Annotated in this window: 17 protein-coding genes; 10 read left to right on the top strand and 7 right to left on the bottom strand. The window is 44.7% G+C overall.

The genetic code is table 11. The annotated features are described in order from the left end of the window. The 7 genes from nusG to rpoC all read left to right on the top strand — a co-directional run bounded on the left by nusG (nucleotide 1) and on the right by rpoC (nucleotide 11,561). Nucleotides 1-549, top strand: coding sequence for a transcription termination/antitermination protein NusG (nusG, locus tag OCU28_RS11105; RefSeq protein ID WP_261816236.1), 549 nt, complete (start codon nucleotides 1-3; stop codon nucleotides 547-549). 143 nt (nucleotides 550-692) lie between these two features. Then, nucleotides 693-1,121, top strand: a complete 429-nt coding sequence (gene rplK / locus OCU28_RS11100) for a 50S ribosomal protein L11 (protein WP_261816235.1) — start codon at nucleotides 693-695, stop codon at nucleotides 1,119-1,121. Nucleotides 1,122-1,125: 4 nt separating this feature from the next. Further along, on the top strand, nucleotides 1,126-1,833 hold the full coding sequence (rplA, locus tag OCU28_RS11095; protein WP_261816234.1) for a 50S ribosomal protein L1: 708 nt from the start codon (nucleotides 1,126-1,128) through the stop codon (nucleotides 1,831-1,833). 263 nt (nucleotides 1,834-2,096) lie between these two features. Beyond that, a complete protein-coding gene (gene rplJ, locus OCU28_RS11090) occupies nucleotides 2,097-2,591 on the top strand; it encodes a 50S ribosomal protein L10 (protein ID WP_261816233.1) in 495 nt (164 codons plus the stop codon). A 57-nt stretch (nucleotides 2,592-2,648) separates the two neighbouring features. Next, on the top strand, nucleotides 2,649-3,017 hold the full coding sequence (gene rplL, locus OCU28_RS11085; protein ID WP_261816232.1) for a 50S ribosomal protein L7/L12: 369 nt from the start codon (nucleotides 2,649-2,651) through the stop codon (nucleotides 3,015-3,017). 230 nt (nucleotides 3,018-3,247) lie between these two features. Further along, the gene (gene rpoB / locus OCU28_RS11080) at nucleotides 3,248-7,276 is read left to right on the top strand and encodes a DNA-directed RNA polymerase subunit beta (RefSeq protein WP_261816231.1); all 4,029 of its coding nucleotides are present in this window, start codon (nucleotides 3,248-3,250) and stop codon (nucleotides 7,274-7,276) included. A gap of 85 nt (nucleotides 7,277-7,361) precedes the next feature. After that, nucleotides 7,362-11,561 (top strand): DNA-directed RNA polymerase subunit beta', encoded by a 4,200-nt coding sequence (gene rpoC, locus OCU28_RS11075; protein WP_261816230.1) that lies wholly within the window; start codon nucleotides 7,362-7,364, stop codon nucleotides 11,559-11,561. A 159-nt stretch (nucleotides 11,562-11,720) separates the two neighbouring features. Here the strand turns inward: rpoC and rsd are convergent, their stop codons facing one another. Next, entirely contained in the window at nucleotides 11,721-12,212 is a 492-nt protein-coding gene (rsd, locus tag OCU28_RS11070; RefSeq protein WP_261816229.1) for a sigma D regulator, read from the bottom strand. Nucleotides 12,213-12,384: 172 nt separating this feature from the next. Between rsd and nudC the strand changes: the two genes are divergently transcribed. Both nudC and hemE read left to right on the top strand, forming a co-directional pair. Further along, the gene (gene nudC, locus OCU28_RS11065) at nucleotides 12,385-13,176 is read left to right on the top strand and encodes an NAD(+) diphosphatase (protein ID WP_261816228.1); all 792 of its coding nucleotides are present in this window, start codon (nucleotides 12,385-12,387) and stop codon (nucleotides 13,174-13,176) included. Nucleotides 13,177-13,279: 103 nt separating this feature from the next. Continuing rightward, on the top strand, nucleotides 13,280-14,347 hold the full coding sequence (hemE, locus tag OCU28_RS11060) for a uroporphyrinogen decarboxylase (RefSeq protein WP_261816227.1): 1,068 nt from the start codon (nucleotides 13,280-13,282) through the stop codon (nucleotides 14,345-14,347). Nucleotides 14,348-14,397: 50 nt separating this feature from the next. Here hemE and lpxL read toward each other — a convergent pair whose 3' ends face one another. The 4 genes from lpxL to coaBC are packed head-to-tail and all read right to left on the bottom strand — an operon-like array spanning nucleotide 14,398 to nucleotide 17,647. Then, on the bottom strand, nucleotides 14,398-15,345 hold the full coding sequence (lpxL, locus tag OCU28_RS11055) for an LpxL/LpxP family Kdo(2)-lipid IV(A) lauroyl/palmitoleoyl acyltransferase (RefSeq protein ID WP_261816226.1): 948 nt from the start codon (nucleotides 15,343-15,345) through the stop codon (nucleotides 14,398-14,400). Between the two features lie 15 nt (nucleotides 15,346-15,360). After that, entirely contained in the window at nucleotides 15,361-15,951 is a 591-nt protein-coding gene (slmA, locus tag OCU28_RS11050) for a nucleoid occlusion factor SlmA (RefSeq protein ID WP_261816225.1), read from the bottom strand. 32 nt (nucleotides 15,952-15,983) lie between these two features. Beyond that, nucleotides 15,984-16,439 carry a dUTP diphosphatase gene (gene dut / locus OCU28_RS11045; RefSeq protein ID WP_261834250.1) on the bottom strand — a complete coding sequence of 152 codons (456 nt, stop codon included), beginning with the start codon at nucleotides 16,437-16,439 and terminating at the stop codon, nucleotides 15,984-15,986. Beyond that, nucleotides 16,436-17,647, bottom strand: a complete 1,212-nt coding sequence (coaBC, locus tag OCU28_RS11040) for a bifunctional phosphopantothenoylcysteine decarboxylase/phosphopantothenate--cysteine ligase CoaBC (RefSeq protein ID WP_261816224.1) — start codon at nucleotides 17,645-17,647, stop codon at nucleotides 16,436-16,438. The genes dut and coaBC overlap by 4 nt, the downstream gene beginning before the upstream one ends. A gap of 172 nt (nucleotides 17,648-17,819) precedes the next feature. On the opposite strand from coaBC, the gene radC reads away from it, so the two are divergent. Then, the gene (radC, locus tag OCU28_RS11035) at nucleotides 17,820-18,494 is read left to right on the top strand and encodes a RadC family protein (protein WP_261816223.1); all 675 of its coding nucleotides are present in this window, start codon (nucleotides 17,820-17,822) and stop codon (nucleotides 18,492-18,494) included. 4 nt (nucleotides 18,495-18,498) lie between these two features. Here the strand turns inward: radC and trmH are convergent, their stop codons facing one another. Together trmH and spoT are read right to left on the bottom strand one after the other, a co-directional pair. Further along, the gene (gene trmH / locus OCU28_RS11030; protein WP_261816222.1) at nucleotides 18,499-19,185 is read right to left on the bottom strand and encodes a tRNA (guanosine(18)-2'-O)-methyltransferase TrmH; all 687 of its coding nucleotides are present in this window, start codon (nucleotides 19,183-19,185) and stop codon (nucleotides 18,499-18,501) included. 25 nt (nucleotides 19,186-19,210) lie between these two features. Beyond that, entirely contained in the window at nucleotides 19,211-21,331 is a 2,121-nt protein-coding gene (gene spoT / locus OCU28_RS11025) for a bifunctional GTP diphosphokinase/guanosine-3',5'-bis pyrophosphate 3'-pyrophosphohydrolase (RefSeq protein ID WP_261816221.1), read from the bottom strand. Between the last annotated feature and the right edge of the window lie 2 nt (nucleotides 21,332-21,333).

The following is a 21,333-nucleotide window of genomic DNA, read 5'->3' as shown; positions in this document are numbered from 1 at the left end:
ATGAGTGAAGCTCCAAAAAAACGTTGGTATGTAGTTCAAGCTTTTTCTGGCTTTGAAGGTCGTGTAGCAAATTCTCTACGCGAATATATCAAAATGCACGCTATGGAAGATTTCTTCGGTGATGTTCTTGTACCAACTGAAGAAGTTGTAGAAATGCGCGCCGGTCAACGCCGTAAGAGTGAACGTAAGTTCTTCCCAGGTTATGTTCTTGTTCAAATGATCATGAACGATGAATCTTGGCATTTAGTTCGTAGCGTTCCTCGTGTAATGGGCTTTATTGGTGGCACCTCAGACCGTCCAGCTCCAATTACGGATAAAGAAGCAGATGCTATCTTAAACCGTCTTGAGAAAGCGAGCGAAGCTCCTCGTCCACGTACAATGTACGAAGCGGGTGAAGTGGTTCGTGTTAACGATGGTCCATTTGCTGACTTCAACGGTACTGTTGAAGAGGTTGATTATGAGAAGAGCCGTCTTAAAGTGTCTGTATCGATCTTTGGTCGTGCAACACCTGTAGAACTAGAATTTGGTCAAGTTGAAAAAGTTGACTAAAAATTAGTCTTTAGGGCTTGTTTGAGGCGTGAATTATAACTATAATTCGCGCCTCTTTGTTTTTTAACGAAAGCAAAGCGTTAATTAAACTTATGGGGAGCTGACCTTAGTTCGGCGCTTGAACCCAAAATTTAGGAAATATCATGGCTAAGAAAGTTGAAGCTTATATCAAACTGCAAGTTGCAGCAGGTATGGCTAACCCAAGTCCACCGGTTGGTCCTGCTCTAGGTCAACACGGTGTGAACATCATGGAATTCTGTAAAGCGTTTAACGCAAAAACAGAATCTGTTGAGAAAGGTCTACCAATCCCAGTTGTTATCTCTGTATACAACGACCGTTCGTTCACTTTTGAAACTAAGACTCCACCAGCAGCAGTTCTTCTTAAGAAAGCAGCAGGTATTAAGTCTGGTTCTGGTCGTCCAAATACTGAAAAAGTTGGTACTGTTACCGACGCTCAGTTGCAAGAGATCGCAGAAACTAAAGCTGCAGACATGACTGGCGCAGACATCGAAGCGATGAAGCGTTCTATCGCAGGTACTGCTCGTTCAATGGGCCTAGTGGTAGAGGGTTAAGAAAATGGCAAAACTTACTAAGCGTATGCGCGTAATCCGCGACAAAGTTGACGTTACTAAAGAGTACGAAATCAACGAAGCAATTGCTCTTCTTCAAGAACTAGCTACTGCTAAATTCCCTGAGTCTGTTGACGTTGCTATTAACCTTGGCATCGATGCTCGTAAATCTGATCAGAACGTACGTGGTGCAACTGTACTACCGCACGGTACTGGCCGCGAAATCCGCGTAGCAGTGTTCACCCAAGGTGCAAACGCTGAAGCAGCTAAAGAAGCTGGCGCAGACATCGTTGGTATGGAAGACTTAGCTGAGCAAGTTAAGAAAGGCATGATGGACTTTGACGTAGTTGTTGCTTCTCCAGATGCAATGCGCGTTGTTGGTCAACTAGGTACTATCCTAGGTCCACGCGGTCTAATGCCAAACCCTAAAGTTGGTACAGTAACTCCTAACGTTGCTCAAGCAGTTAAAAATGCTAAAGCAGGTCAGGTTCGTTATCGTAACGACAAAAACGGTATCATCCACACTACTATCGGTAAAGCTACTTTCGAAGCTAGCCAACTTCAAGAGAACCTAGAAGCACTTCTAGTTGCTCTTAAGCGTGCTAAGCCTTCTACAGCTAAAGGTGCTTTCGTTAAGAAAGTAAGCATCTCTACCACTATGGGTGCTGGTGTTACTGTAGAACAGTCTAGCCTTGATACAACGCTAGCAAACTAATCTTGTTTAGGCGTTAAATTAGTGTATAATTTCGCGCCTAATATTTGTGGTTGGGGCTGCATTTGTTCTTTCGAGAATAAGTACAGTCTCCGTCCAAGACCGTAGGTGTTCTAAATTTTTAGAACTTAATAAATCCTGCGTAGACGGTGCCCGAACTGAAAGAAAGCCAAACTTGTATAAGATTGCCTTTCTTCTGGACTGCACCGTATAGCTCTCATCGATTCCCGGTGAGTGGTGTAACGACAACCAGGAGTAAATCCAAAATGGCTTTAAACCTTCAAGACAAAAAAGCAATTGTTGCTGAAGTCAACGAAGCTGCCAGTGGTGCACTTTCTGCAGTTGTAGCTGATTCTCGTGGCGTAACTGTTGGCGCTATGACTTCTCTACGTAAACAAGCTCGTGAAGCTGGTGTTTACATGAAAGTCGTACGTAACACACTAGTTCGTCGTGCGGTTGAGGGAACTGAGTATGAGTGTCTAACTGACACTTTCACTGGTCCTACTCTAATCGCGTTCTCTAATGAGCACCCAGGTGCTGCAGCGCGTCTTTTTAAAGACTTCGCTAAAGAGAATAAAGATTTCGAGATCAAAGCTGCTGCATTTGAAGGCGCGGTTACTGACGCAGATGTACTAGCGACACTACCAACTTACGACGAAGCTATCGCACGCCTAATGATGTGCATGAAAGAAGCTTCTGCAGGCAAGCTGGTACGTACTATCGCTGCACTACGCGATCAAAAAGAAGAAGCAGCGGCTTAAGCCTTGCTTTTTACTGGTTGCAAAATAAACTTATTGTTGACTTAAAAGAGAATTGTTATGTCTATTACTAACGAGCAAATCCTAGACGCAGTTGCAGAAATGTCTGTAATGCAAGTTGTTGAGCTTATCGAAGCTATGGAAGAAAAATTCGGCGTATCTGCTGCAGCTGCAGTAGTTGCTGGTGGCGCAGCTGGCGGCGACGCTGCTGAAGAGCAAACTGAATTTGACGTAATCCTTACTGCTATCGGCGGTAACAAAGTACAAGTTATCAAAGCAGTACGTGGCGCTACAGGTCTAGGCCTTAAAGAAGCTAAAGGTCTAGTTGACGGTGCTCCTGCTCCGCTTAAAGAAGCTGTTTCTAAAGAAGAAGCAGAAGCTCTTAAAGCAACTCTAGAAGAAGCTGGTGCTTCTGTTGAAGTTAAGTAATTATTGCTTAATTTCTTAGCCTTATGGCTAATGGCTGGTGGTTTATTAACCACCGGCCTTTTTGCGCTGTAGGGTCTTGGTGTTTTTTCTCTGTTTCAACACCAATATCTGCGTAATCCACCTCGTATTTTACGAAGTGATATATTATTAAAACAGTTGTTAGTCTCTGCCTCTTATTTTGACCAAATATGTTGGCAGTTGGGTCACTTATCAGCGAGCTGAGGAACCCCATGGTTTACTCCTATACCGAGAAAAAGCGCATCCGCAAGGACTTTGGTACTCGTCCGCAAGTTTTGGACGTACCGTACCTGCTATCGATCCAGCTTGATTCTTTCGACAAATTCATCGAGCAGGATCCAGAAGGGCAACATGGTTTAGAAGCTGCTTTTCGCTCTGTATTTCCAATCCAGAGCTATAACGGCAACTCTGAGCTGCAATACGTTAGCTACCGTCTTGGTGAACCAGTATTTGACGTTAAAGAATGCCAAATCCGAGGTGTCACTTATTCAAAACCGCTGCGCGTTAAGCTGCGTCTTGTTGTTTACGATAAAGATGCACCAGCTGGTACTGTAAAAGACATTAAAGAACAAGAAGTCTACATGGGTGAAATTCCACTCATGACGGACAACGGTACATTCGTTATCAATGGTACCGAGAGAGTTATCGTATCCCAGTTACACAGAAGCCCTGGTGTATTCTTCGACAGCGATAAGGGTAAGACCCACTCTTCAGGTAAAGTTTTATATAACGCACGTGTTATCCCTTACCGTGGTTCATGGCTCGATTTTGAGTTTGATCCAAAGGATAGCTTGTTCGTTCGTATTGACCGTCGTCGTAAGCTACCAGCTTCAATCATTCTGCGCGCTTTGGGTAAAACAACAGAAGAGATCCTAGATATCTTCTTTGAGAAAGTTCGCTTTGAAGTTAAAGACCAAACTCTGATGATGGAGTTGGTTCCAGAGCGTTTGCGTGGTGAAACTGCATCTTTTGATGTTGAAGCTAATGGTAAGGTTTATATTGAAGCTGGCCGTCGCGTAACTGCGCGCCATATTCGTAACCTAGCGAAAGACGGCATTGAATTTATTGAAGTACCGGTTGAGTACATCGTTGGTAAAGTTGCGTCAACAAATTACATTGACGAAAGCACCGGCGAAGTTATCGTCGAAGCTAACCAAGAGTTCACACTAGAAAGCCTAGCGAACCTAGCGCAAGCTGGTCACACTAAGCTAGAAACTCTGTTTACTAACGACCTTGATCACGGTCCATTCATGTCTGACACAGTTCGTGGTGACAGCACTTCAGATCGCATATCTGCACTGGTAGAAATCTACCGCATGATGCGCCCTGGCGAGCCACCAACGAAGGAAGCAGCTGAATCTCTATTTGAAAGCTTGTTCTTCTCTGAAGAGCGCTACGACCTATCAACAGTTGGTCGTATGAAGTTCAACAGTTCTATCATGCGTGAAGACGCTGGTGAGCAGGGTATTCTAGACGAAACAGACATCATCGAAGTGATGAAGAAGCTTATCTCTATCAGAAATGGTAAAGGTGAAGTGGATGATATCGATCACCTTGGTAACCGTCGTATTCGCTCAGTTGGCGAAATGGCTGAAAACCAATTCCGTGTCGGTCTAGTTCGTGTTGAGCGTGCTGTTAAAGAGCGTTTGAGCCTTGGTGACCTTGATGCAATTATGCCTCAAGACCTAATCAACGCTAAGCCAATTTCTGCGGCAGTGAAAGAGTTCTTTGGCTCTTCTCAGCTGTCTCAGTTTATGGATCAGAACAACCCGCTTTCAGAAGTTACACATAAGCGTCGTATCTCTGCGTTAGGTCCTGGTGGTCTGACTCGTGAGCGTGCGGGCTTTGAGGTACGTGACGTACACGTAACTCACTATGGTCGTCTATGTCCGATCGAAACTCCTGAAGGTCCAAACATCGGTCTAATCAACTCGCTATCTGCTTATGCGCGTTGTAACGATTTTGGTTTCCTTGAAACTCCATACCGTCGTGTTGTCGATGGTGTTGTTACTGGCGAAGTTGATTACCTATCAGCTATCGAAGAAGGCCAGTATGTTATCGCTCAGGCAAACACAGTATTAACTGAAGAGAATACGTTCTCTGAAGAATTAATCACTGCACGCCTAAAAGGTGAGTCAGGTCTTCACCCTCGCGATAACGTTACATATATGGACGTTGCGACTAACCAGGTTGTATCGATTGCGGCATCTTTAATCCCATTCCTAGAGCACGATGATGCAAACCGTGCATTGATGGGTGCGAACATGCAGCGTCAAGCAGTTCCAACACTGAAGGCTGATAAGCCTCTAGTTGGTACTGGTGTAGAACGCAATATCGCAGTTGACTCCGGTGTAACCGAAGTTGCTAAGCGTGGCGGTACTATCCAGTCTGTAGATGCATCTCGTATCGTAGTTAAGGTTAATGAAGAAGAATTGGTTCCTGGCGAAGCTGGTATCGATATCTACAACCTAACTAAATACACTCGTTCTAACCAAAATACTTGTATCAACCAGCGTCCTGCTGTGATGCCAGGTGAGCAAGTATCTCGTGGCGATGTTCTAGCTGATGGTCCTTCAACGGATCTTGGTGAACTAGCACTTGGTCAGAACATGCGTATCGCATTCATGCCTTGGAATGGTTATAACTTTGAGGATTCAATCCTAGTTTCAGAGCGCGTAGTACAAGAAGATCGCTTTACTACTATCCACATTCAAGAACTATCTTGTGTGGCGCGTGATACTAAGCTTGGTTCTGAAGAAATTACTGCCGATATTCCAAACGTAGGTGAAGCTGCTCTATCTAAACTAGATGAGTCAGGTATCGTTTACATTGGTGCTGAAGTTAAGGGTGGCGACATCCTAGTTGGTAAAGTAACCCCTAAAGGTGAAACCCAGCTCACTCCTGAAGAGAAGCTTTTGCGAGCAATCTTCGGTGAAAAAGCATCTGATGTTAAAGATACATCATTGCGTGTACCTAACTCTGTGTCGGGTACTATCATCGACGTCCAAGTATTTACTCGTGACGGCGTTGAGAAAGACAAGCGTGCTCTAGAAATTGAGCAAATGCAGTTGAAAGAAGCGAAGAAAGACCTTACTGAAGAATTCCAGATTCTTGAGGGTGGCCTTCTAAACCGTGTTCGCGCTGTATTAATCGCTGGCGGTTACTCTGAAGCTAAACTTGATAGCATTAACCGCAAACAGTGGTTAGAGCTAACGCTAGAAGACGATGCACTGCAAACTCAGCTAGAACAACTAGCAGAGCAGAATGACGAGCTAAAAGCTGAATTCGATAAGAAGTTTGAAACTAAGCGTCGTAAGATCACCCAAGGTGACGATCTTGCACCTGGTGTACTGAAAATCGTTAAAGTTTACTTAGCTGTTAAACGTCGCATCCAGCCTGGTGATAAGATGGCGGGTCGTCACGGTAACAAGGGTGTTATCTCTAAGATTAACCCTGTAGAAGATATGCCGTACGATGAAAAAGGCCAACCTGTAGATATCGTATTGAACCCATTGGGCGTACCTTCGCGTATGAACATCGGTCAGATTCTAGAGGTTCACTTAGGCTTAGCAGCGAAAGGTATCGGCGACAAGATCAACCAGATGGTTAAAGAACAACAAGAGCTTGCTAAGTTCCGTGAGTTCTTACAGAAGGTTTATGATCTCGGTGATACCCGTCAAGATGTTGACATTGCTGAATTGTCTGATGATCAAGTACGTACACTAGTTAAAAACTTGCGTGGCGGTCTACCAATCGCGACTCCAGTATTTGACGGTGCGTCTGAGAAAAACATCAAAGCGCTACTTAAACTAGGTGACCTACCTGAATCTGGTCAGTTAGCCTTGTTTGATGGTCGTACTGGTGATCAATTTGAGCGTCCGGTAACTGTTGGTTACATGTACATGCTTAAACTGAACCACCTTGTTGATGACAAGATGCATGCACGTTCTACTGGTTCTTACAGCCTAGTAACTCAGCAACCACTTGGTGGTAAAGCTCAGTTCGGTGGTCAGCGTTTCGGTGAGATGGAAGTATGGGCACTAGAAGCATATGGTGCTGCTTACACCCTTCAAGAGATGCTAACCGTTAAGTCGGATGACGTGAATGGCCGTACTAAGATGTATAAAAACATCGTAGATGGTAATCACGGGATGGAACCTGGCATGCCAGAATCGTTCAACGTATTGTTGAAAGAGATTCGCTCGTTGGGTATCAACATCGAACTAGAAGACGAAGAGTAACCCTTTCTTTTAAAGACAAGTGGTTATTGGTAAGAAGGGGCTCACCTGAGGGTGGGCGCCTTTTAACTCCTTACAGGAGCTGATTGTGAAAGACTTACTGAACTTTCTAAAAGCACAACATAAGACCGAAGAATTTGATGCAATCAAAATCGGTCTTTCTTCACCTGACATGATTCGTTCATGGTCTTTTGGTGAAGTGAAAAAGCCTGAGACGATCAACTATCGTACGTTCAAACCTGAACGTGATGGTCTGTTCTGTGCACGTATCTTTGGCCCAGTTAAAGATTACGAATGTCTTTGTGGCAAATATAAACGTCTGAAGCACCGCGGAGTTATCTGTGAGAAGTGTGGCGTTGAAGTTACACAAACTAAAGTTCGTCGTGACCGTATGGGCCACATCGAACTAGCGTCACCTGTAGCTCACATTTGGTTCCTAAAATCATTGCCGTCTCGTATCGGTCTACTGATGGATATCCCGCTACGTGATATCGAACGTGTTCTGTACTTCGAAATGTACGTTGTGACAGAACCAGGTATGACTGATCTAGAAAAGTCTCAGATGCTTACAGAAGAAGAGTATCTGGACAAACTAGAAGAGTGGGGTGATGAGTTCACTGCTAAGATGGGTGCTGAAGCGATCAAAGATCTGCTTTCAACCATGGATCTTGTGCAGGAAGCTGAACTAATGCGCGAAGAGTTAGGTACAACTAACTCAGAAACTAAGCGTAAGAAAATCACTAAGCGCTTGAAGTTAGTAGAAGCATTCGTTGCATCAGGTAACAACCCTGAGTGGATGATTCTAACTGTACTTCCAGTTCTGCCACCAGATCTACGTCCTCTAGTACCACTAGATGGCGGTCGCTTTGCGACTTCAGATCTGAACGACCTTTACCGTCGAGTGATCAACCGTAACAACCGTTTGAAGCGCCTACTAGAGCTATCTGCTCCGGACATCATCGTACGTAACGAAAAACGTATGCTGCAAGAGTCTGTTGATGCACTTCTTGATAACGGTCGTCGCGGTCGTGCGATCACGGGTTCTAACAAACGTCCTCTGAAATCTCTTGCTGATATGATCAAGGGTAAACAAGGTCGTTTCCGTCAGAACTTACTTGGTAAGCGTGTAGACTATTCTGGCCGTTCTGTAATCACAGTAGGTCCATACCTTCGTCTGCACCAGTGTGGTCTTCCTAAGAAGATGGCACTTGAGCTATTTAAACCATTCATCTACAGCAAGCTTGAAACTCGTGGTCTAGCGACAACGATTAAAGCTGCGAAGAAAATGGTAGAGCGCGAAGAGCCTGTTGTTTGGGATATCCTAGACGAAGTTATTCGTGAACACCCAGTACTACTAAACCGTGCACCTACACTTCACCGTCTAGGTATCCAAGCGTTTGAACCAGTACTTATCGAAGGTAAAGCTATTCAGCTACACCCACTAGTGTGTGCGGCATATAACGCCGACTTCGATGGTGACCAGATGGCGGTACACGTACCTCTAACTCTGGAAGCTCAGCTTGAAGCTCGTACACTGATGATGTCAACAAACAACATTTTGTCGCCAGCATCAGGTGATCCTATCATCGTACCTTCTCAGGACGTTGTATTGGGTCTTTACTACATGACTCGTGACAAGATTAACGTGCAAGGTGAAGGCATGTACCTTTCTGGCCCTGAAGAGGCTGAGAAGGCATACCGCACTAAGACCGCTAAGCTTCATGCTCGCGTTAAAGTACGTATTACTGAAACCATCAAAGATGAAGATGGCAACAGCACAACCGAAACCAAGATGGTAGATACTACTGTTGGTCGTGCAATGCTTTGGCAGATCGTTCCTTCGGGCCTACCGTTTGAACTGGTAAACCAGAAGCTAGGCAAGAAGCAGATTTCTAAACTTCTAGATGAGGCTTATCGTAAGCTTGGTCTTAAAGACACTGTAGTATTTGCTGACCAAATCATGTACACAGGTTTTGCTTACGCGGCATTATCTGGTGTATCTGTTGGTATCGACGATATGGTTGTACCTGATGCTAAGTACACTGAAATCGCTGAAGCTGAAGAAGAAGTACGTGAAATCCAAGACCAGTACCAATCAGGTCTGGTAACTGCGGGTGAGCGTTACAACAAAGTTATCGATATCTGGGCGTCTACCAACGACCGTGTTGCGAAAGCAATGATGGATAACCTGTCTTCTGAAACTGTTACTAACCGTGAAGGTGAAGAAGAGCAACAAGAATCGTTTAACAGCATCTACATGATGGCTGACTCCGGTGCTCGTGGTTCTGCAGCTCAGATTCGTCAGCTTGCTGGTATGCGTGGTCTGATGGCACGTCCAGATGGTTCAATCATCGAGACGCCAATCACAGCGAACTTTAAAGAAGGTCTAAACGTACTTCAATACTTTATCTCTACTCACGGTGCTCGTAAGGGTCTTGCGGATACCGCACTTAAGACAGCGAACTCCGGTTACCTAACTCGTCGTCTAGTAGACGTTGCTCAGGATGTTGTAGTCCATGAGCACGACTGTGGCACGCACGAAGGTGTTGAGATGATGCCACACATTGAAGGTGGTGACGTTAAAGTACCTCTGACTGAGCTTGCGCTTGGTCGTGTAGTAGCGGAAGACGTAATCAAACCAGGTACAGAAGAAGTACTGATCCCACGCAATACTCTAATTGATGAGAAGTGGTGTCAGATTATGGAAGACAACTCTGTCGACCGTATGAAAGTACGTTCTGTTGTAACCTGTGATGCTGACTTCGGCTGTTGTTCTTTATGTTACGGTCGTGACCTAGCTCGTGGTCACCTTGTGAACCAAGGTGAGGCAGTTGGTGTTATCGCTGCTCAGTCTATCGGTGAACCAGGTACACAGCTTACCATGCGTACGTTCCACATCGGTGGTGCGGCATCTACGGCTGCTGCTGAAAACAGCATTCAGTCTAAGAATGACGGTACTATCAACCTGAACAACGCTAAGTTCGTAGTTAACAAAGAAGGTAAGTTTGTAATTACCTCTCGTGCTTCTGAACTTACTATCATCGATGAATTAGGCCGTACTAAAGAGAAGCATAAGCTTCCTTATGGTTCGATCCTAAGCAAAGGTGATCAACAGAAAGTTGCTAAGGGCGATACAGTTGCTAACTGGGAAGCGCACACACTACCTATCATTACTGAGGTAGCGGGTCGTATCCAATACGTTGACATGATTGATGGTGTTACTGTTGCTCGTCACACTGATGACCTAACAGGCCTATCTTCTAGTGAAGTTACAGAGCCAGCAGCTCGTCCTGTGGCAGGTAAAGACATGCGTCCAGCCATCAAGCTTGTTGATGAGCAAGGTAACGATGTAATGATTCCTGGCACAGACATGCCTGCACAATATTTCCTACCAGGTAAAGCGATTGTTCAAATCGAAGACGGTAGTGAAGTAGGTATCGGTGACACATTAGCACGTATTCCTCAGAAATCTGGCGGTAACAAAGATATCACCGGTGGTCTACCACGCGTAGCAGACCTATTCGAAGCTCGTAAGCCTAAAGAGCCTGCGATCCTTGCTGAATACACAGGTACTGTATCGTTTGGTAAAGAGACTAAAGGTAAGCGTCGTCTAGTTATCACTCGTGAGGGTGGTGAAGCTTATGAAGAAATGATTCCTAAGCATCGTCAGCTTAACGTATTCGAAGGTGAGAAGGTTGAACGCGGTGATGTAATCGCAGACGGCCCTGAGACTCCGCATGATATCCTACGTTTACGTGGTATCCATGCTATGACTCAGTACATCGCTAACGAAGTACAAGAAGTATACCGTCTGCAAGGCGTTAAGATTAACGATAAGCACATTGAAACTATCGTTCGTCAAATGCTTCGTAAGTGTACTATTACCACTGCTGGTGACTCTGACTTCTTACCTGGTGAGCAAGTTGAGTACTCTCAAGTTAAGATTGCAAACCGTGCCCTAGAGGCAGAAGGCAAGCAAGTAGCTGGCTTTGAGCGTGAGCTACTAGGTATTACTAAAGCTTCTCTAGCGACTGAGTCGTTCATCTCTGCGGCATCGTTCCAAGAGACAACGCGAGTACTAACAGAAGCAGCGGTATCTGGTAAGCGTGATGAGCTTCGTGGTCTGAAAGAAAACGTAATTGTGGGTCGTCTGATTCCTGCAGGTACTGGTTTCGCATACCACCAAGAGCGTCAAGCTAAACGTGAAGAGCTACAAGAAGGTCCATCTGCTGAACAAGCAACGGACAACTTGGCTGCACTTCTAAATGCCGGTTTCTCTGACGATTAATCGAGCTTTATAGCTGATAGAAAAAAGGCACCTTCGGGTGCCTTTTTGTTATGTGTAGATTTTTAGTTTTTAGGGTCAGCATTCGCGGTATACGATAAATTGCAGGCCGTAAAAAACCAGAGAGCGATAAGTAAAGGCTCTCTGTTTAGTAACTGCTACCTAAGCGCCGGGAGGCATTGCTAGGCTTTCTGCGATAAGTTGGATTAGCCTGTCTTCAACGGCAAACCTCAATTCCAGGACCTCACCGATATCTGACATATCTTGCTCAAATGAATTTAACTCGTCGTCTTTAGCAATATTAGCGTAGTGATCAGTAAAACTTAGTAGGGGCTCTGTAGTTAACACGATCTTAGCGTAGGTTTGACTGATTTCTTCAGTAGTTTGAAAACCTGTAGCTGCCCATTTATCCATCACCATGTCGTAGATCTTGAAGTGACCTTCAGATATATAATCAACGAGGTGTTGGGAGAATTTCTGCAGCTCTTCGGTTGAAGGAAGCGTAACTACATTTGACGCCGCAACAGGCTGTAGAGCAGCAAGTTTTACATACTCAACCAATAAAGCTTGACGTTTTTCTAGCCAATGGTCAATGACATCACTTGAGCCACCCCATTGTTCTTGTACTTGTTGAAATTTTTTTAACATGACCAAGTCCTCTTGATCCCTTACCGGCCTGGTAAAAATCTCGAAACACGACGAGAGGGTTCCATTAATGAATGCAAAAATGTGTTTTATACCAAGGCTATTCAAAGACTATGTTAAGCATTTGGTATAGATTTAGATTGCCAGTAAAATACCAGAACTGCAAGCGGAGAGAATGCTGATGTTAAAAAAAAGTAACCAGAAACAGAGTGCATACTGGCTGGTGGTCAATGGAAGTGACCTTTGGTTGGATTCTGGAGCCATTCCATTTGGTAGTGCTGAAGCTCTTAATCTGCCAGAGGATAAGGCTATTGAAATCGCTCACTACCAAGGCTCGAAAGTGTATTGGTTGAACGATATTGATGTTGAAAGACCACTAGAGATGAACTCCTTGCGCGAGCTTCTGGATTTCCCTCAGCAGTTATTCCTGTTGATTAGCAAGGCTATTCAATTTGGGCATATGAGTCAGACGATGCGTTTCTGTGGTCAGTGTGGAGGACGCTGCGCCCTTAACCATAACCAACTGGCGATGCAATGTCAGCAGTGCCGAACCTTACATTATCCTCGAATATTTCCGTGCATTATCGTTGCTGTGCGCAATGGTTCAAAGCTCTTACTGGCTCAACATCCACGGCATAAAGGAAATATGTACACTGTCATTGCTGGCTTTTTAGAGGTTGGAGAAACGCTAGAACAATGTGTGGCTCGAGAGGTTAAAGAGGAAACCGGTATCAATATAAAGAATATTCGATACTTTGGAAGCCAGCCTTGGGCATTCCCCAGTAGCATGATGATGGGGTTTGTTGCCGACTACGCCAGTGGCGATATTAAACCTGATTACAGTGAGTTATCGGATGCGGCGTGGTTTGAATTTGATAACCTTCCCGATGTAGCTCCGAAAGGCACCATTGCACGCAGTCTTATTGACGATACGGTCGAGGTAATTATGAAAGAAGTTACCACTGGAAAATAGGAAGCATATTTAGAACATGATCTATAGCTCATTCCTAAGGCATTGTTCATGCTCGAAAGGTGTTAATATAGGGTTTTGTAGTAACTAATGTTTGACCAGAAAGATGACTGAATTAAAAAATGATCGCTATTTGCGAGCGCTTCTAAAGCAGCCTGTAGATTGCACCCCTGTATGGATGATGCGTCAAGCGGGTCGATACCTTCCTGAGTATCGTGCGACACGTGCGGTAGCGGGCGACTTTATGTCACTGTGTAAAAATGCGGAACTTGCCTCAGAGGTGACGCTGCAGCCATTACGTCGTTTTCCATTAGATGCGGCTATCTTATTCTCTGACATTCTAACCATCCCAGACGCGATGGGCTTAGGCTTATACTTTGAAGCGGGAGAAGGTCCTAAATTTGAACGACCAATTACCTGCAAAGCGGATGTGGATAAAATTGGTTTACCTGATCCAGAAGGTGAATTGCAGTACGTAATGAATGCGGTTCGTCAAATTAGAAAAGACCTTGCCGGTGAAGTACCTTTGATTGGTTTCTCTGGTAGTCCGTGGACACTTGCTACTTATATGGTTGAAGGTGGAAGCTCAAAAGCATTCACTAAAATTAAAAAGATGATGTACGCAGAACCTGCAATCTTACATGCTCTGCTTGATAAGCTAGCAGACAGTGTAATTGAGTATCTTAATGCTCAGATTAAGGCTGGTGCTCAATCTGTAATGGTATTCGATACTTGGGGTGGCGTGCTTACCCCTCGTGACTACAATGAGTTTTCATTGCGTTACATGCATAAAATCGTAGACGGCTTGATTCGCGAAAATGAAGGACGCCGTGTGCCAGTCACTTTGTTCACCAAAAATGGTGGCATGTGGTTAGAATCCATCGCAGCAACCGGTTGTGATGCTGTTGGCCTAGATTGGACTATCAATATTGCTGATGCAAAACGTCGCATCGGAGATAAGGTTGCGCTGCAAGGTAATATGGACCCATCAATGCTTTATGCTCAACCAGAGCGTATTCGTCAGGAAGTCGGTACTATCTTAGAAGGGTTTGGTGATGGTGGTACAGGCCATGTATTCAACCTTGGACACGGTATTCATTTGGACGTTCCGCCTGAAAATGCCGGAGTTTTTGTTGAAGCGGTACATGAGCTTTCTAAGCCATATCATAAATAAAAAAATAGCCCCTCAATGAGGGGCTGTTCTTTATCTAGGATACAAAAAGTTTATTTTTTGTATCGATAGCCTTTCGGTAGACTTTTATCTTGCATTGTCTTATAGCGCTTGTGTAGCCACATCCATTGGTCAACTTGACGCAATATGACATCTTCATATGCTTTGTTCATTATTGCGGCGCCAGCTTCAAAATCTTTCTTAGGAAAGTTGTCATGAATAGCGGGTGCCAAATTAAGCTCATAGTGCCCATGTGCGTCTCGAAAGCCTGTTGCAGGGATCATAGCGCAATCTGTTGCGCCAAATAGAATATTTGCACCTGTGGTCGTACAAGCATCCTCAACCGCAAAGAAAGGAACAAACACTGATTTGTTTCTGCCGTAATCATGGTCGCCAAGATAAAATAAGCGCTCACCTCTTTTTAGCACTCTGAGCATCTCTTTAACGTTTTTACGGTCGACGAGTGTATTTCCATTATGTGTGCGGCCCCAGTATTGAATGAAATCATAAGCAGGGTTATTGTGCGGGCGATATACGCCACTTCCTGGATATCCAAGTACAGCAAACGCTCGTGCGCTGATTTCCAAGTTTAGGGTATGAGGGTGGCACATTAGTACTCCACGGCCTTGTTCCTTAAACTCTATCATTTGCTCTAAGTTAACCGCACGAATACGTCGTTTAAGGCGCCATGTAGGCCAGAACCAAGTCATACCCATTTCAAAGAATGCAAAACCAGTATTCTTGAAGTTCTCTTCTACAATCGCTTCCACTTCTGGTTGGGGTTTATCAGGAAAAGCGAGTTCTAGGTTACGTCTTGCCACTTTTACGCGGCTCTTTGCTAGTCTCATAGACAGCTTACCCAGCCCTCTACCTATCTTAAAAAGAACAGGATAGGGAAGGAGATTGACGATTAAGGCAAGTATTCCAAAGCCAAACCATACACCCCAGTTTTTGGGGTGTATGAGTGACAATGAAAATTTGGGAGCGTCGTATTTACTCATAAATCTCTTGTTATATTAGGAAATCTGCTGACGAAGAAGATCCCAGTATTGTTCTAGATCTTCAGACGGTTTTATATCAAAGTCGGTACGAACAAAGCGGTTAATACGTCCTTCAACATAGCTTAGGACAATTGATGCTAAGATCTTCTCATCAAGAGAGAAACCTTGCCCCTCACGTAGGATTCGTTCACGAAGAATTTGCTTAATCTGGCTTTCTATTTTGCTAAATAGCTGATTAATTCGTTCACGAAGGCGCTCATTTTCAAACATGAGAGCGTGGCCAGATAGGATTCTGCTCAAGCCCTTATTATGCTCTGCAAATAATAGGATAAAGCGCAGCACCTCGTAAAGACGAGTAAAGGTGTCTTTTTCCTTATCCATAATCTGGTTGATTCGAGATAATACTGATTGCTCAATAAACTCGATAAGACCTTCAAACATGCGTGCTTTACTTGGGAAGTGGCGATACAACGCAGCCTCTGAAACACCGACTTGTAGCGCTAACTTTGCAGTGGTAATCCGAGAGGCACCCTCACTTGATTCCAGCATTAACGCCAATGCTTGTAATATCTCGTCCTTTCGGTTGGAGTTACGTCTGCCCGTCATCAATTACATCCCTTTCAGAAAATACGTAAAAATTATTGTTTACCAGAGTGACCAAAGCCACCATCGCCACGTTGAGATGCATCAAAATCGCCAACTAAATTAAATTCAGCTTGTACCACCGGTACAAATACAAGCTGTGCGATACGATCGCCCGGCTCAATAGTGAAGGTATCTTGTCCGCGATTCCATACTGAAACCATAAGTTGACCTTGGTAATCAGAATCGATTAAGCCGACAAGGTTACCCAGTACAATGCCATGTTTGTGACCAAGACCTGAGCGAGGCAAAATTGTTGCGGCAAGACTAGAATCACCAATATGGATGGCAAGACCAGTAGGAACTAGATGAGTTTGTCCCGGAGTAACAATAAGTGCTTCATCAAGGCAGGCTCTAAGATCAAGCCCAGCAGAGCCCTCTGTAGCATATTGAGGTAGTGGAAATTGCTTGCCGATACGAGGGTCTAAGATTTTAAGATCGATTTTTCTCATGATTTGTGTGTGCTCAGTGTTTCAATTTTTTCAAGAATAGCGCGCGCAAGTAGCATTTTACTGGCATGTGGGTAATGTTGATTACCCTCTTTCCAAAATAGGGTTAATACGTTGTCGTTGGCATTAAAGCCAATACCTGCTTGAGATACATCGTTGGCGCAGATTAAATCCAAGTTCTTTCGATGTAACTTGTCCATTGCATACTGCTCGACATTTTGTGTCTCAGCGGCAAACCCAACTGTAAATGGTCGGTTTTCACTTAGGGCTGCAACGGTGGCGATGATATCGGGATTTTTAACCAACCGAATAGTAATTTCATCACTATCGACCGTTTTCTTCATTTTTTGTGGTGCAATCGCATGTGGACGATAGTCAGCAACGGCTGCGCAACCTATAAAGATGTCATTGCTTTGAGCTCGGCTAGTGGCCTCATCAAACATATCTTCAGCACTTAACACATCGATGCGCTGGACTCCGTTTGGAGTCGCAAGATCCACCGGGCCACTGATTAAGGTAACTTCAGCACCAAGCTGAGCGGCTTGCTCCGCCAGAGCGTACCCCATCTTTCCTGAACTGTGATTGGAGATAAAACGAACTGGGTCGATAGCTTCTTGGGTTGGTCCCGCTGTAATAGCGATTTTTTTACCTTGTAATGGCTTTGGCTGAAATAGAGTGATGCATCGCTCGACAAGCTGCATTGGCTCAAGCATTCGGCCCAATCCCACATCACCACAAGCCTGTTCTCCAGCGGCTGGCCCCCAGATTAGAGCACCACGACGGCTTAACGTCGCCAGATTCTCTTGGGTTGCGATATTCTTATACATCTGCTGATTCATTGCAGGGGCAATTGCAATAGGGGCTTCTGAAGCTAACACTACAGTAGTGAGTAGGTCGTTACCCATACCGGCACTTATGCGGGCAATGAGATCAGCTGTTGCTGGAGCCAATAGAACTAAATCAGCCCATTTGCCTATTTCAATGTGGCCCATAGAGGCTTCAGCGGCAGGATCAAGTAGGCTTTCTGCAACCGGGTTTCCCGATACAGCTTGCATGGTCAATGGAGTAATAAACTCCTTGGCCGCTTTGGTCATTACAACTTTAACTTCTGCTCCGCGCTCAGTTAAGCGACGAGTAAGTTCTGCACATTTATAAGCTGCGATTCCACCGCTTATACCTAGAACAATTTTTTTCCCTTCAAGAGGTTGCATGCGAATTTTCTCTAATGAACTTCTTAGTTAACCATACCATATATTAGGCATAATTTAGAGTTTGAGGCTGAGTTTGACAAGGTGTGATCTGGGTGCAAAGTAAAAACTAAGTCTCAGAAAACAATAGTATTAGCTTCCATACTTGGTAGACCCAAAATCACCTAACTACATTATGAATCTAAAAGAGCTACCGAAAGATTCTCTGCCCAGAGAGAAGTTATTATTGAAGGGAGCGCAAAGCCTCAGTGATGCTGAGCTGTTAGCCATTTTCCTAAGAACAGGGTGCCCAGGGATGAATGTATTAACCTTGTCGGATCATCTACTAAAAGCGTTTGGTTCTTTACGACATTTGTTATCGGCAAGTGAGCAGTCGTTTTGTCAGCATAAGGGGCTTGGCGTAGCTAAGTATGTTCAATTGCAGGCTTTTATCGAGATGACCCATAGATACCTAGCTGAAACTTTAGAGAGGGGAGAGGCATTAACTAACCCTCAGCATACCAAGATGTTTTTACTGAGTATGCTAAGAGATCGCGCTAGAGAGGCTTTTTTTGTCTTATTTCTCGATAACCAGCATCGGGTGATTGAGTATGAAGTCTTATTTGAAGGAACCATTGATGCCGCTAATGTTTACCCAAGAGAGGTGGTAAAGCGAGCCCTGCATCACAATGCGTGCGCATTAATTTTGGCGCATAACCACCCCAGTGGTATCGCGGAGCCAAGCCAAGCAGATCGCCATATTACTCGCCGTTTAATTGACGCACTTTCGCTGGTGGATATTCGAGTTTTGGATCATTTTGTAGTAGGAGATGGAGAGGTAGTATCATTTGCAGAAAGAGGGTGGATATAACCGCCTATTTTCTCTGCATCGCTGCCCACCACTCTTTGGGGGCGTTAATTTGCCCTTCATCATCTAGCGGAGGGTAAGGTAACTTTTTTCTTTTGGCGACTTTAGCTAGTACGGGGTGGCCTCGCTCAAAAAGAATCTTATGTATCGCTTCCGGTGCAAGAGAGGATTGCTGTTTATCGTACATGCCTTTTAATTGACGCTGCCTTTGAGCTTCAAACAAAATTAGAGCACTAGCCACAGATACATTCAGTGACTGCACCATACCAACCATAGGGATAATAATATCCTGATCGGCCATTTGTAAGGCTTGTTCACTAATGCCATGTTTTTCACCACCAAGGACAATTGCGGTCGGTAGGGTGTAATCAATTTCTCGGAAATCGACGGCATTATCTGACAGGTTGGTAACCAGAATCTGCATGCCTTGGGCTTTTAATTCAGCAAATGCCTGCTGGGAGGAGTTATGAGTTTCAACCTCTACCCAATTTCTGGCTCCAGCGGAGGTATGGGTTAGGGTACGCATGGCTTGTTTGGGCCAAACGGCATGGATTTTGTGTAGCCCAGCAGCATCTGCGGTTCGAATTACCGCTGATACGTTATTTGGTTTATGAACTTCTTCCAAGCATAGCGTCAGATCAGTCTGACGCGCTTTTAATACTTGCTGAATTTTCTGAAAACGCTCTGGGCTCATTACTACTTATTGCTTTTGATTATAACTATCTACGACGACGTCGAACTCGAAGAGCTTGCGGCATAACTCTAATCTTTTTCATTATGCTTGCAAGATGTATACGGTCTTTGGTGGTTAGCGCCACGATAACAGTATACAAGCGACCATCTTTTTCTTCGGTTGAAATACCGTGGATATTTGAACCCGTGCGCGAGATAACATTTGTTAACCCAGCAAGTGCGCCTTGGCTGTTTTGAAGGTCAATACAAAGCTCAGATATAAAGTCTTGCTCATGGGTATCTTCCCACGCTACTGCCATATATTTATCCGGTTCTTTTTGGTAACCGCGAACATTTGGACAAGTTTCATGGTGAATAACGAGACCACGGCCAGGGGAAACGTGAGCTATGATGCTATCTCCTGGGATTGGGCGACAGCAGTTTGCGTAGGTTAGCAATATACCATCGGCACCCTTGATGGAGAGTTTCTTCTCTGAACTGGATTCGATTGAACTGGTTTCGGTGAGTTTTTCAACATCGCCGAGTAAACGACGTGCAATGATAATACTCATCAGCTCACCAAGACCAATCGCTGCCAACATATCATCAATGCTATTGAGCTTAAGCTCAGCCAATACATGCTTAATGTTTTTAGGATAGATAGTGTCAATCGAGTGACGACCAAGGGCGTGATTCAATAAACGGCGTCCAAGAGCAACCGATTCTTCTCTACGCATGGTCTTAAGAACTTGGCGTATCTTAGTGCGAGCTCGTGAAGTAACAACATAGTTTAGCCATGCTGCATTTGGCCTTGCTCCAGGAGCACTAATGATTTCAATAGTTTGACCGTTTTTCAGAGCCTTGCTCAGTGGATACGGATTGCGGTCAACTCGAGTGCCGACACAGGTATTGCCTACATCGGTATGCACCGCATAGGCAAAATCGACCGCAGTAGCTCCGGCAGGAAGCTCGACAATACGTCCTTTTGGTGTAAAGACGTAAATTTCATCAGGGAATAGATCCGATTTAACGTTTTCGATAAATTCGAATGAGTTACCGGCACTTTGCTGAAGCTCAAGTAAGCTTTGCATCCAACGCTGCGCTTTAACCTGTGCGGTTGTGCCACTGCGTTGACCGTTACTCTTATATGACCAATGAGCTGCCACACCTTTATCTGCCATCTGGTCCATATCTTCAGTACGGATTTGCACCTCTACAGGAACACCGTGAGGCCCCACCATAGAAGTATGCAATGACTGATAGCCATTCGCTTTAGGTACCGCAATATAATCTTTCATACGGCTAGGGCGAGGCTTAAATAAGCTATGGGCCTGACCGAGTACTCGGTAGCAAGTATCTACACTATCAACAATCACTCGGAACGCGTAGATATCCATAATGGTATGGAAACGCTGTTCCTTGGTTTTCATCTTGTTGTAGATGGAGTAGAGATTTTTTTCACGCCCCAATACTCGACATGGAATACCGACCTCTTCAAGACGGCCTTCTATCTCAGAGTGAATACGTTGAATCATCTCTTTACGGTTGCCACGAGCCGTTTTAACCACTTCTTTTAAGACGCGATAGCGATTTGGATATAACGCTTCAAACCCAAGCTCTTCAAGCTCAGTTTTAATGTTATGGATACCTAATCTGTGTGCAAGTGGCGAATAAATCTCGAGGGTTTCACGAGCAATGCGACGACGCTTATCTGGACGAAGAGCGCCAAGGGTTCGCATATTATGGGTGCGATCAGAGAGCTTGATAAGAATTACACGGATATCTTGCACCATAGCAAGGACCATCTTACGGAAGTTCTCAGCTTGCGCTTCTTTGCGATCGCGGAATTTGAGCTTATCGAGTTTTGATACCCCATCCACAAGTTCTGCCACAGCAGTACCGAACTCATTTTCGAGCTCTTCCTTGGTGACTTCGGTGTCTTCAATGACATCGTGCAACAAGGCTGCTTGTAGGGTTTCAAGGTCAAGGCGCATTTCAGCCAAGATTCGAGCAACCGCTACAGGGTGGATGATATACGGTTCACCACTAGAGCGTGTCTGCCCTTCGTGGGCATCTTTTGCTACCAAATAAGAACGACGAAGAGCCTCTAGTTGAGGCTCCGAGAGGTATTCTTTGGCAACGTCTTTGAGGCTATCAAATAGATACAAAT

Origin of the sequence: Vibrio gallicus, assembly GCF_024346875.1 — a bacterium.
GTDB classification, from domain to species: Bacteria; Pseudomonadota; Gammaproteobacteria; order Enterobacterales; family Vibrionaceae; genus Vibrio; species Vibrio gallicus.
Note: the sequence above shows the minus strand (reverse complement) of the source record. Positions and strands in the feature narration are given on the sequence as shown.